The organism is Desulfovibrio sp. 3_1_syn3 (assembly GCF_000145315.2).
GTDB classification, from domain to species: Bacteria; Desulfobacterota; Desulfovibrionia; order Desulfovibrionales; family Desulfovibrionaceae; genus Desulfovibrio; species Desulfovibrio fairfieldensis.
Genome location: NZ_ADDR02000001.1, coordinates 246705 through 259338 on the forward strand (window position 1 = coordinate 246705; position 12634 = coordinate 259338).

General features: G+C 64.0%; 11 protein-coding genes. All 11 read right to left on the bottom strand.

Annotated elements, in window-relative coordinates; translation table 11 throughout:
• Positions 1-207: 207 nt before the first annotated feature.
• Entirely contained in the window at positions 208-729 is a 522-nt protein-coding gene (gene fliW / locus HMPREF0326_RS00985; protein WP_008682047.1) for a flagellar assembly protein FliW, read from the bottom strand.
• Positions 705-944, bottom strand: coding sequence for a carbon storage regulator CsrA (csrA, locus tag HMPREF0326_RS00990; protein ID WP_008682049.1), 240 nt, complete (start codon positions 942-944; stop codon positions 705-707). Before csrA ends, fliW begins: the two co-directional genes overlap by 25 nt.
• Positions 945-1022: 78 nt before the next feature.
• Positions 1023-2582 (bottom strand): flagellar hook-associated protein FlgL, encoded by a 1560-nt coding sequence (flgL, locus tag HMPREF0326_RS00995; protein ID WP_008682051.1) that lies wholly within the window; start codon positions 2580-2582, stop codon positions 1023-1025.
• A 132-nt stretch (positions 2583-2714) separates the two neighbouring features.
• The gene (gene flgK / locus HMPREF0326_RS01000; protein ID WP_008682053.1) at positions 2715-4847 is read right to left on the bottom strand and encodes a flagellar hook-associated protein FlgK; all 2133 of its coding nucleotides are present in this window, start codon (positions 4845-4847) and stop codon (positions 2715-2717) included.
• A 3-nt stretch (positions 4848-4850) separates the two neighbouring features.
• The gene (locus tag HMPREF0326_RS01005) at positions 4851-5366 is read right to left on the bottom strand and encodes a flagellar protein FlgN (protein WP_008682054.1); all 516 of its coding nucleotides are present in this window, start codon (positions 5364-5366) and stop codon (positions 4851-4853) included.
• 231 nt (positions 5367-5597) lie between these two features.
• Positions 5598-7091 carry a rod-binding protein gene (locus HMPREF0326_RS01010; RefSeq protein WP_008682055.1) on the bottom strand — a complete coding sequence of 498 codons (1494 nt, stop codon included), beginning with the start codon at positions 7089-7091 and terminating at the stop codon, positions 5598-5600.
• Between the two features lies 1 nt (position 7092).
• Positions 7093-8205, bottom strand: a complete 1113-nt coding sequence (locus tag HMPREF0326_RS01015) for a flagellar basal body P-ring protein FlgI (protein ID WP_008682057.1) — start codon at positions 8203-8205, stop codon at positions 7093-7095.
• 180 nt (positions 8206-8385) lie between these two features.
• Positions 8386-8694, bottom strand: coding sequence for a flagellar biosynthesis anti-sigma factor FlgM (gene flgM / locus HMPREF0326_RS01020; protein WP_009302828.1), 309 nt, complete (start codon positions 8692-8694; stop codon positions 8386-8388).
• Between the two features lie 92 nt (positions 8695-8786).
• Positions 8787-9221 carry a DVU0524 family FlgM-associated protein gene (locus HMPREF0326_RS01025; protein WP_008682061.1) on the bottom strand — a complete coding sequence of 145 codons (435 nt, stop codon included), beginning with the start codon at positions 9219-9221 and terminating at the stop codon, positions 8787-8789.
• Between the two features lie 125 nt (positions 9222-9346).
• Entirely contained in the window at positions 9347-10729 is a 1383-nt protein-coding gene (locus HMPREF0326_RS01030) for a phospholipase effector Tle1 domain-containing protein (protein WP_008682062.1), read from the bottom strand.
• Between the two features lie 108 nt (positions 10730-10837).
• A complete protein-coding gene (locus tag HMPREF0326_RS01035) occupies positions 10838-12211 on the bottom strand; it encodes an MFS transporter (protein ID WP_008682065.1) in 1374 nt (457 codons plus the stop codon).
• Positions 12212-12634: the final 423 nt, after the last annotated feature.

Here is a 12634-nt window from a genome sequence, read left to right on the forward strand (position 1 = left end):
GGCCGCTCCCGTAAGGGGCGGCCCTGAATTATGGCGCGTGGGAAAAAATGCCGCGTTTGGATGAGAATTCGCAGAAAAATTACGTCCGGTTTCAGCCCATCGGAAAAACCGCGTGTTAGCGCGGCTGTCGGCATCCGCCCGGCTCAAAGACTTGCCAACGGCTACCGCGGCACGCGGGCGACGCGGAGTTTGAGCTATGGAGCCGCGCTATGCGCCGGGGGCCGTGCCGGAATCCGGGGCGGACACGTTTTCCTCTTCCGGCGAGGCCGGAGCGGACTCCATGGGTTCGAGCGAATGCATGTTGATCTGGGCCGGCCCTTCGCTGCTCTGGGGCACCTGGAGGCCGATGCGGGCATTGTGGTTGATGACGATGGGCCCGGTGAGATTGAGGGCCGCCTTTTCCGGCTCTCCGGCCGGGATGGAAACCGTGACCAGGATGGCCGCGTCTTCCATGCGTTTGATCTGGAGCAGCTGCTGTTCCGCATCCCCCACCATGACCGGGTAGGATTGCAGGAAGCTGTAGGGATCGGCCACCAGCAGGCCCACCTGCGGCTCGGTCACGCTTTGCAGGATGAGCAACGGCGCTTCGGGCCGGATCTGGAGCAGAATGAAATCCCGCTCGCCCTCAAATCCGGCCAGGCCGTGGGGGAAGCGGATCACTTTATCGGTATCGATGCGGCGCCGTCCAAGACGGGTGTCGATCTCTATTTCTTCTTTGTCTCGTGCCATAGTTCAGCTGCCACCATGAAGTCTTCGTTGCTTGTCGCCAGCGCGCGGCGGTTTTCCTCAATGACCCGCTTGTAAACCTCTTCGCGGTACACGGTGGTATCGCCGGGCACCTCCAGGCCGAGTTTGACCTGTTTTCCCTGCATACCCAGGACGGTTATGCGTATGTTTTCGCCCAGATAAAGGCTTTCACCGGGGCGTCGCGTCAATATCAGCATGGCTTATCCATATGGAGTACTTTCACGGAGCGGCTCGCGGTTTTCTGATCTTCCGTTTTTTCAGGCTGGAGCGCCGCTCTAAATATAGTTGGCAAGGCTCAATTTCATGATCATGGATGAAGACTGGAGCACCGTCTGGTACGTGAGCTGCTGCCGGGTAAGCTTGGTCAGCAGTTCAGTCAGGTCAATGTCCTCAGTATAGCTTAATCGCTCCTGTTGGTCCAGCTTCTGGAAGCTGAGCACGTCGGCGGCCATTTCCACGCGGTTTTCCAGGCCGCCGTAGCGGTCCGCCTCAGTCGTGATGCGCTCGTGGGCTTTTTTCAGGGCGGCCAGGGACTGGCCGCAGCCCGTGGCGTTGTTGTTTTCGCAGTAGGCAATGAGATTGCCCACCACCTCAAAGACATTGGCATCGCCTTCAATGGCGGGCTTGCCCTGGTAATAGCCGCCGAAGATGTCCTTGCCTATCCCGTTCACCGAGATATAAGTATCCTTGAGGATTTCATAATTCAGATCCGCGCGGGAGGGATGGATCATGACCTGCGCGCCCGCCGGCACGGTGGTGCCCCCGGCCGCCGTCGTGGCGTCCAGATCCATATAGCCGCCGGGCACGGGCAGGCGCACCGTGCCGCCGCCGGAGGTCTGGCCCTTGGCCGTGACCCAGGTGGAGCCGCCGTCCGTGCTGTAGGACCAGGTAAATTCCTCTCCCGTGGTGTTCAGGTCCACGCCCGCAGCGGGCTCGTCCATGCGTACCAGCATATTCTTGCTGAACGTGCCGCTGGCCGAGGCCCTGAGGCCCTGTTGGCCGCCCATGACGGTCATTTCCGGCGGCGGGTCCTTGTCGTCCCCCTGGTACACGGCTGTGGGCCGGATGTAGACCAGAGTGCCGTTTTCGGCTCCGGGCCCGGCGTCCACGTCCGCCGCCTTGACGGCCATGTCCTGCTTCATGGTCACGGTGACGCCGTCGGCCACCATGTCGTATGTCTGCGGAGGCCCCGCATTCACCTGCACGGTCCCGTCGTTCCAGGTGGTGCCGCCGTCCTTGGACCAACGGTAGGTAGCCGGGTCGCTCAGATTGCCGTCGCTGGTGAACTGGAGCATCATGGACGTGTCGGACGCGCCCTGAATGCTGTAATTGCCCTGGCTGATGTCGCCTGACCAGTTGTCGTCCCAACTGGTCAGGGCCAGGCCCTGCTCAAAGGCGTTCTTGTCGTATTTGTGTCCGGCGAAGAGGCTCTTGCCTTCAAATTCCGTGTTGGACAGATTGAGAAGCGAACCGAAAATCTGCTTGACCCGCTCACCGATCTGCTTGCGGTTCTCGGCGGACATTTCGGTATTGCTGGCCTGCTGGGCCAGACTTTCCAGATCCTGGAAAAGCGTGCTGACCCGGGTGCTCAGCACGCTGTCCGCCAGCTCCAGCCAACCCCGGGCCGTATCCACGTTGGTCTGGTACTGGGCCGTGGCATTGAGGTCGTCACGGGTGGTCAGCACGCGGTAGGCTCCAGCGGGATCGTCCGAAGGCCGGTTGATCTTCTTCTGGGTGGAACCCTGCTCGTTGCTTTCCATATAGGCCGCCAGATTTTTCTGCATCTGGCCGACCATATCGCTGTACATCATGCTTTGGGTAATGCGGATAGCCATACGCCCTCCACTGGGGTAATTAACACCTCAAACAGCCGCAGGCGGGCTTTGCCCACCCTTAAAAGACATAGTTGAGGGGGAGGATTCGCTTGCAAATCCTCGCGGGCATGTCAGGCCTGAAATGCCCTTGCCCTACTGCTTGAGCCCGAGCAGGGTCTGCAGCATCTGATCGGCGGTGGTGATCAGTTTGGCCGCCGCCGTGTAGGAGTGCTGAAATTTGATCAGATTGCTCATTTCTTCGTCCATGTTCACGCCCGACACCGAAGCCGTGCGCTCAGCCAGATCGTTGGTCAGGGCGGAATGGTACTCGGAATTGGTCTTGGAAAGCCGCCGGTCCGAGCCCACGGTGGTGACCAGGTTGGCGTAATATTCGGAAATGCTCTGATTATCCACCGTCTTCCAGAGGGTGGAAATGGTGATTTTCTTGTCGGCCAGCTTGCCGATGGCCGTGGCCGTGACGTTGTCGCCCGCATTGGCCTGATGCTGGCCGTTAACCTGGCCCGAGGCGATGAGGTTGGCATTGCTGTGCACCTGGCTGTTGACGGCCAGATTGTCCGCACTGTCCCCGCTGAAAAAGGTATTGATGCCCAGGGCCGCCATAAGGCCCGTGGAATCCGCGCCCATGCCGAAGGTCACATCGGCGGCGGGATTGGTTTCAATGATCAGCTTGCCGTCCTGGATGCTGGCGTTGAGCGGCGGCGGCGCGATGGGGTTGCCGTCGGCGTCCACCATATTGTTGATGGCGTCGCGCACGTCTTCCAGGCTGTGCTTGTCGGGGTCGAAATTCTGAATGCCCGGCGTGGCCGGATCAAAATCCAGCATGCCGGAGGAGTTGTACTCGCCGGTGGTCTTGTCGTAGAAATGAAAATTGACGTTGCCTGCCTGTAGCTTGTCCGAGAAGGGCAAGATAGCCTGGGCCGAGCCTAGGGCCTTGGTGATATCTTCCACGCGCTGCTGGCCCTGCGCGTAATCCAGCATGCTCAGGCCCGAGCCCTGGCTGTGGATGCGGTTCACTTCCCAGATCAGGGAAGAGGCCACGGCGTTCAGCTCGTCCATGTAGCGGCCGCAGTTGTCGTCGCGGATATTGTAGTACGCGGCCAGCTTGCCGCCGGTGAGGCGGCTGAGGTTGTCCGTGCCGTCAAAGCCGATCTGCGGGGTGATGTTTTCCGGGCCGCGCGTGGGTTCGATCCAGTACAGGCCGTCCTTGGGCATGATGTCGAATTTGTCTCCGGCGTGGAAATTGTCCGCCGCGCTGAAGGAAATTTTCAGATTCTTGACCAGCACCTGGTCGGTCGTGCCGTCGCCGTCGCTGTCCGTAATGTCGTAATGCAGCTCCTTGCCGTCGTCGTCGCGCAGCCAGGTCTTGCCGCCGTCCAGGGAAACGCGGAACTGCGGCGGCACGTCGCCCGCATTGCCGCCGTTGACGATCTCCACCGTGTATTCATGGCTGTCCGCGCCGTCAAACTGCACAGAGCCCTTATAGGGGGAATTGACCGAGAGCCGGTTTTCGGCCTGCGGGCCCATGATCTTCAGCTCATAACTGTTCTGCCCGTCCACCAGGGGCTGGCCGTTGCTCAGCTGCACCCGGAAATTGCCCTTGCCGTTGTCGATGGTCTCCACGTCCGCCAGGGAGGCCAGCTCGCGCACCAACTGATCGCGCTTGTCCAGCAGGCTGTTGGGATTGCTCACGCCGTCCACGGTGTTGGACGTGATCTGCCGGTTGAGATCCGCAATGGCCTTGGAGATATCATTGACGCGGTCCACGGTCTGGCCGATGGAAACGTCCATCTCCTTCTGGATGGCCTTGATGCCGTCCATAGTGCTGCCGAACATGTCGCTGAGGTTGTCGGCATAGGAAAGCAGGCTCTCGCGGGTGGCCGCGTCCTCCGGGCGCAGGGCCAGATCCTGCCAGGCGGTGAAGAATTTGTTCAGGGAAGAGCTGAGGCCCGCCCGGTTGGACTCGTTGAAGATATTCTCCAGCGAGGTCATGATGGTGTCCTGCTCGTCCCAACGCGCGGAATTGGTGGCCTGGCGCACGTAGGACCGCTCCAGGAACGAGTCGAAGAAACGCATGATCTGCTGGGCGTTGACCCCCAGCCCCTGCGCGCCCGGCTTGGCCGTCAGGCCGCCGGCGTCGCGCTGGTCCACATACTGGCGCGAGTAGCCTTCGGTATCCGCATTGGCAAGGTTGTTGCCGGTGACCGAGATCCAGGCCTGGGAGGCGTTGAGGGCCGACTGGCCGATGTTGAGCAGACCATAGAGCATGGTTTAGAGCCTCCCGGAAATAATGGCCGCCTGGGGATGCATTTCAGGGCGCATGCCGCCCCTGCGTCCGTAGGTTTCGGCTCTGGGAGGCATAGCCCTGCTGGTCAGGGCCTGCAACGTGCGGCTGCTCTGGTCCAGCAGCGCCAGGGAAAGCTGGGCGTTGCGCGAGGCCTGGCGTGAAACCTCCTGCTCGCCCTGATCCACGGAGCGGAACAACGCCAGCAGGGCCTCGCCCCGCTCCTGGGGCAGCGAGCGGGCGTATTCCGTCACGCGCACGCCGTCCAGCGCCTTGATGACCGTGGTCTTTTCCACGGCCAGCTGACGGATCAGCTCCTGGACGGAAAATTCCTGCGCCACCACGCCGTCCGTGTCGCGCGCCAGCAGGATGTGGTATTCCTCTTCCAGCAGATCGCGCAACAGCGCGAGCGCCTTGTCCTGGCGGGATAAACTTTCCTTAATTCTCTGGTACATACTGCCTCGCTTGGCCTTGACGATCAGGGAGCCGCCTGCGGGCGGCATACCGCGCGCCGGGCAGAAACTGCCGCCTGATCCTGATCAAGCAAAATCCATGCCCTTTTAAACGGTCATACCTGAATCAACGTTTCGAGTGAGATGTCACGCCTTGCCTGTCGATTGGGCGTGAAGATCGCACAGCAAAAAAACATGGGGCTTCGCTGACTCACGGCGGCCTGGACGCCGCAAAACCCGCAGGGTTGCATGCGTCTCACCTTTCAAATGAGAACAATTTCACTAGCCGCGCAGATCCCCGGCCGTCAGCGGCGGGATGGCAAAGGAATCCGCCGCGCCGTTGCCTGATGCGCTCCGGCCCTCCGCCGAACGTGCGGTCAGCGGCGGCACGGCCTGGTCTCCGGCGTGCGGCGCGGGCTGTGCGGCGGCCTGAACCTGTGCCGGATTCGCCGCCTGCGCGCCAGCCGGGGCGACAGTCCGGACGGAATTCCGAACGGAGCTTTGGGCAGCGTCCTGGGCGGGTTGGGGCTGCGCCTGGATCTGGGCGGCATGATAGGCGGCCAGGCCCGCGCCCGCGCGGCTGCCCGGCCCGGTGCCGTCCGTGTTCAGGGTGCGGATCAGCTCCTGGCCGCGCCTGCGGCCTTTCTGTGGAATATTGGTGGTGTAGCGCACTGTGCGGGTTGGCGGCGCGGCCTCGGCGGCCTGCGCCGGATTCCGCCCCTGGCCCTGAGTCTGCGGCGCGGGCATTACCCCCGGCTGCGCCGCCGACGCCAAAGGCGCGCCGGGGATGGCTCCCGCAAAAGACATGGCCGCCTGCACGGCCGTGGGCGTTCCCGCAGGCATGGCCGACTGGCTCATGCTTTGCGCCGACGGCGCGGCCTGAGTAAAGGCCGCGTTCTGAAGCAGGGCCCCGTCGGGCCGCGCCGGATGCCGCAATGGAGGCCGCACGGCACGCGGGCCGAGCTTGTCCCCGGCCTCACGCTGGGCCATCTGCGCCAGTTCCAGGCCGTAAGACGCTTCCTGCCGCCTCACGCCCTGTCCGGCGGGCACGGCTTCCACCCGTCCCTGCGCGGGCGGGGCCAGGGCCTGCTGCGCCCGCAGGGCGGCCAAAGCCCGTTCCACTTCAGGATTACTCAGGGCTTCTGTCCCGCTGCGCGCGTCCGCGCCGTTGTCGGCAGCGGCAGCCACCTGGGACGCGGCGGCTTGCCGGTCCATGGCGCCGCTCTGCGGAGCCGCGCCGTCATAGACGGAGGGCACGGCATCCCTACGGCCCGCAGCCTGGGCGGCAGGGGCCGCTGACGGCGCGTCCGCAACCGCCGTAACTTCCGGAGTTTTCGGCGCCGCCTGCAGCAGCGGGGCCGCCGTGGGCGTAAAGGACGCGCCGCGACCCGATCCGGCGGTGCCTCGGCTGGCCGACACCAGATTGCGCGAAAGCTGCTCGTACATCATGTCCGCCAGGCCGATGCCGCCGGCCGAGGTCATGCTTTTGGACAATTCCTGATCATACATGTCCTGCCAGTACTGCTCATCGCGGCCATGCAGAAGGCCGTTCTTGGGCAGGGTATTGCGCATTTCCTGCCACATTTTCTGGATGAAAACCGACTCGAAACCCTCACAGGCTTCGCGCAGCTTCTTGGCCTTGGCCTCAGGCGAAATCTTTTTTCCGCCGAGATCGCCCAGACCGGCGAGCTTGGCCTGGAGTTCGCGGCGGGAACCTTCGTTGCGGGCGCTTTCCGGCGGGATCGCGGCCGGGACGGCATTGAGGGGCGCGGTCATCTCAGATCACCTCCAGCTCCGCATGCAGCGAGCCCGACACCTGCAGGCTGCGCAAAATGGAAATCAGATCGCGGGGCGTGGCCCCGATGGCATTCAGGCCGTCCACCAGTTCCTGCAGGGTGGCCCCTTCCACCATGACCAGGCGGCGGTTTTCCTCACGCACGTTGATGTCGGTCTGGGGCGTGACCACGGTCTGGCCCTGGGAAAAGGGACCGGGCTGCGAAACCTGCTGGCTTTCCTGGACGGTGATCTGCAGGTTGCCGTGAGCCACGGCCGCGCGCGAAATGCGCACGTCCCGGCCCAATACCACAGTGCCGGTCTTTTCATCCACCACCACCTTGGCGGCGGTGTCCGGGGTTACTTCCAGGTTCTCCACCGAGGCCATCAGGGGCACGAGATTGCTCTTGTACTGGGGGGGCACGTCCACGCTCACGCTCATGGCGTCCACGGCACGGGCGTAAGGGCCGCCCATGGCCGCGTTGAGACGCTCGGCGATCTGCTGGGCCGTGGAAAAATCCCCCACGCGCATGTTCAGGGTCAGCTTGTCCTGCTGGTTGAACTCAAAGGGGATGCCCCGCTCCACAATGCCGCCGCCGGGGATCAGGCCCACGGTATTGACATTTTTCTGGGTGCTGGCCGCCGCTCCGGTGACGGAAAAGCCGCCCACGGTCAACGCCCCCTGGGCCAGGCAGTAGGTCTTGCCGTCCACGCCCTTGAGCGCGGTCTGCAACAGCACGCCGCCCAGCAGGGAAGTGGCGTCGCCCACCGAGGAGACGGTCACGTCCAGGCGGCTGCCCGGCTTGGAGGAGACCGGCATGCGCGCCGTGACCATGACCGAGGCCACGTTCTTGATTTTCAGGGCCGAGGAATTCACGCCGATGCCCATCCGGTCCATCATGTTTTTCATGGAACTGAGGGTGAAGACGGAATCCTTTTTGTCGCCGGTGCCCGCCAAACCCACCACCAGGCCGTAGCCGATGAGCTGGTTGTCGCGCACTCCGGAAAAGGTGGCGATATCCTTGATGCGTACCGCCTGGGCGGGCAGGGCCCAGCAGAGCAGCAGGGCCGCTACGGCCAGCCAGAGGGCGTAATGGCGGGTGATCGTCAATTTCATGGCGCATGCTCCTTGCCGGAGAACCGGCGTAAACCTTTATGCAGGAAGCATGCCCGGAGCAGTTCAAAGTTAAATGTTTCAGATGAAAAAAGCCGCCCCCCCTTACGGGAAGCGGCGAAAAAACATCGTGCATACGCCCGTCGCCGAATAGACGACGCGGACGGGACGGAGACACGTTGCCTATATTCGGAAGAGGCCCGGCTCCTCCCGGACCAGTCCGGCCGCGATGAGGCGGCTGTCCGGCTGGTAGGTGCCGTTGGCTACCTGGATGCGCAGAGATTCCACCTTGTCGGCGCGCACGTCCGGCGTATTCTGCGCGGTGCGGCGGGCCTCGGTCAGCAGCAGAGCGTCCTGGGAGACGCTCACCGTGTCGCCCCGCTCTCCGTCGGACTGGCTTTCCGTTCTGGCCCGGGCGCGGGCCTCGCCGCTTTTTTCCAGGCCGGTAGCGTAGGGATCCAGTAACGGGTTTGTATTGGTCTGAATTTCCATATCCTTTTTCTCCAATCCAGAGCAGGCGTCCTTACGCCTCACAGCTTCTCGACGCCGGCCCCGCTCGCGTCCGGCACGGGGCGCATGTCCCCCTATTGCCCGGACGGCTTTTCCAACATGCTCTGGTCAACCTTTTGGCGCGTGATGCGCCAGAGAACATGCCGCGTGCGGCGCTGTTCCTCTTCACTCAGGGGACGCGGCCCCTCGGGGCCCTGGCCCACGATGCAGAGCCTGCCGCCCGGCGGGTAGGTGAACTGCACCTCCTGTCCCACGGCCTTGCCCAGTTCCCGGCGGATTTCCTCCACCACGGGATTGTCGCTGCCGGTGAAGATCAGGCTGTCAAACAATTCCTGCGCCACTTTTTCCACATAGGCGCGGCGTTTGACGGACGGGTCGGGGTCCCGCGGCTCCAGCCCTTCGGCCAGACGCCGCCGCACGCGGAAACGGGCCAGCCGACGGGCCGCCAGCAATTGCTGCTCATAGCCTTGCAGCATGATGCGCATTTGCGCGGTGGTCGTATCGGCCATGATATTTTCCGTCCCTGTTGGTGTTTTCGGCCTTCCACCGTGAAACTTTAGACTTTTTTACGCTTTTTGGCGTCATAACGCCATTTTTTTCAGATAACCTATGGAAATACATTGAATTAAATTTCTTACTTTTTTCGTCCGTTATCGAAGATGACCCGCCTGCCGCTTGCCGCCGGACCGTCCACAAGAAAAATGCCGTCCACGATATGTCGTGTTTTGGGCAGATCCGCCTCCGTCAGGCCGGGCCGCAATATCACCCGCCCGTCGGCGGACAGGCTGAAACAGCGGCTGTAGCGGGTGTCCGCCACGGCGGAAAGATGGATATAGTCCCGCCAGAAAGCAAGGGGGTCTCCCGCCCGCGCCGCCGCAACCCGCGAGGCTTCCCCCTCCCGCTCCGGGTCAAGCTCCCGGAAGGGCACGCCGTGGCGCGCGGCACTGTCCCGCATGCGGCGCAACGGCACGAGGCCGAGCGTCTCCCGCGTGCGCTTGGGCACGAAAAACCGCACCCGCAATATCTCGTCGCCCTCACTGGCCACCTGCGGAGCGCGGCGCAGCACCAAGCCGTGCTTATCCAGGGCCTCCCGGGCCAGAGCGGCCGGGGACCTGCCGGGCCAGGGAGCCAGTATGCGCCGGAACAGGGCTTCCAGTTCCGGGGGCGTGTCCGGAAAGACATACACGGTGGATCCGCCGCCGCGTCGGGCGCTGACCTCCGCCGCGCCCACAAGGATATGTTCCGGATTTGCCGCGCCGGGCGGCGCATAGCCCCCGCTCACATCCCCGTGCGCGCCGGGGCAGGCCGCCTCATTGCCGGTATTGGGCGCGCCGTCGTAAATGGAACGCAGGGGAAAATTCCGGCGGTACTCGTTGGCGGCGGTCAGGTGCAGGGTCCGGGCCACGATTTCCGGTCCCAGGGTCACGTCGAAATCGCCTTCGTCGGCATTGCCGGGCAGGCCGAAGGACCCCACAGTATCGAACAGGCCCAGAAAACCGATCTCCAGCGGGCAGTCCAGACGACCGTAGCCCTGGTTCCGGATGACCCGAAGGTTGGGACGGATGGGACGGGGCACCGCGCTTGCGTCCATGGGGCGGCGGGGGTCCGGCAGACCGGCCAGCAACACCGCGTTGACGAAGTGCCGGGCCAGGGCCGCGCCCCGGCTGAAACCGAAGACATCCAGCACGATCCGCGCGGGCGGGAAAGGCCAGACCCGCTGAAAGACCGCCAGCAGGCCTTCCGCCGCGTCGGCCATGCGGGCATAGCCGCCGGACTTGCCCAGTCCCGTGGCCAGAGAGAGGGGATCGCCGCGCAGATTGCCCGCGGAATCATACACGCCGATGCCCGGCACATAGGCCGCGAACACGCTTTGCCCGTCCGTGGCATAAAGATCGTACAAGGCGGCGATATTGGTGGGCCGGGCCGTGGTTGCGCGCAGATCCTTATGATTGCCCGTACCGTCGAAAAAAATGCCGATACGCAGGTCCGGCCCGCCGGTCTCTGTTGATGAAGGCATAGCGACTCCTGCCGGTTGCGGCCAGGGTCTGTCGGCATCCGCTGATGCCGGCAGGCCCTGGCGGTACAGGACGGTTTCCCGGCGCGACCGGCGGGCATCCTCCCCGCCTTATTGCCGGTTGCGCGCCAGGACAAAACCCACGGCCAGCAGATTGAGCAGGCCGAAAATGATCAGGTCCGTGCGCATGCTGCGCAGAAAACCGTCGATATTGGCTATGCTCACGGCCTCCTGGCCCAGAAAAAGACTCAGGGTCAGGGTGATGACCACCATATTGCAGAGCTGGCCGCCGGTGCGCACGGCCCCGGTGAGCCCGGAGGCCTGGCCCACGTGGTCCGGCCCGGCGCTTTCCAGAATGATGGTGGTGTTGGGCAGGGCGAACAGGCTGATGCCCACGCCCAGCAGGCATTGCGCCCCCAGCAGCAGACTCAGGGGCGAGTCCAGTTGCAGGAAGGCCGCCGCCGTGAGCCCCAGGCCGCACAGAGCCACGCCCACGGCGCTGACATAGCCGGGATTCCAGGCATTGCAGAGGCGCGCGGCCAGCGGCGTGGTCAGGGCCTGCACCACGGATTGCAGCGCCAGGAAGAAACCGGCCTCCTGCACGCTCATGCCGCGCCCCACCTGCAGATAGAGGCTGAAAAAAAACAGCATGCCGAAAAAGGAGCTGTAATTGACAAAGGCCGCCAGCGAGGACAGGGCGAAGACCCGGTTGCGGGCCAGCAGGCGGATGTCCAGCAGAGGATAGCGGCTTTTCAGCTCCAGCAGGCAGAATCCGGCCAGCAGAAGCGCGAAGGACGCCAGCAGGCCCCAGGCCAGAACCGGGCTTTCCGCCAGTTCCGACGCGCCGAAGGTCAGGGCGGCCATGGCGCAGCCGTAAATGATGCACCCCCACCAGTCAAAGGGCTGGCCCTCGGCCGTGCGCCATTCCAGCTTGACGCAGTACTTCATGAGCAGAAACGCCCCGGCGGCGGCCAGGGCATTGCCCCAGAACAACCAGCGCCAACCCAGCCAGCCCGCGATGAATCCGGCCACGGGCGGACCGCAGGCAATACCGGCATAGACCGCCGCTCCGCTGAAGCCCAGATAGCTGGCGCGTTGGCCCGGAGGCGCGGCCGAGGCCAGCAGGGCCAGGCCGCTGGCGTTGAACATGGCACCGCCCACGCCCTGCACAAAGCGCAAAACCAGAAACAGCGGCGCGGAATCCACAAAACCGAGCAGAGCCCCGGCCAGGGCGAAGACACCCATGCCCCAGAGGAAGACGCGGCGGCGGCCGCAGATGTCGCCCAGGCTGCCCGACGCCAGCTGGAACACCGCCAGCCCCAGGGAATAGAAGGCCCCCACCAGGCCGAGCTGGCGGGCGCTGGCCCGCAGGCTCTCGCCCAGGGGCGGCAGAACGGCGTTGACCCCGGCCATCATGAACGGCATGAAGAACAGCGCCGTACAGACGGCCAGCAGCAGGCGGCGATGATTTTTTTCAATAGGCATGCCGCAGCATATATCTCCGGCGGCGGGGGAGGGTCAACACGCGCGGCGCGGCGTCAGGGTCATTCCGTTCTCCGTCCGTAGACAGAGTTATTTTGTATTTATAGCAGGTTACCTTTCTAAAGATAATTGTTTTAGTGGGCTTGTCGTATGTGATGAGGTATTCCGAACCCTGCGGCCACAGTGGTTTTACGCCTCCCGGCGTTTGGGCCGCCCCCATGCCTCCCCTGCCCCGCTGTAGCCGTAACGCAATGGCGCGGCGCGGAGGGAGATCACCTGAGCGTAGCGAAGGAAGCTCCCGCAGCACAGGCCGCGCTGCCCTCGTAGGCCACGCGGGGGGAAGGGGTTGCAAGGGGCCTGGGGGGCCGCGCAGGCCACCCGGCCCCTGCCCGCGCCGGCGGCCAAAACGGCAACGAAGCGGGAACC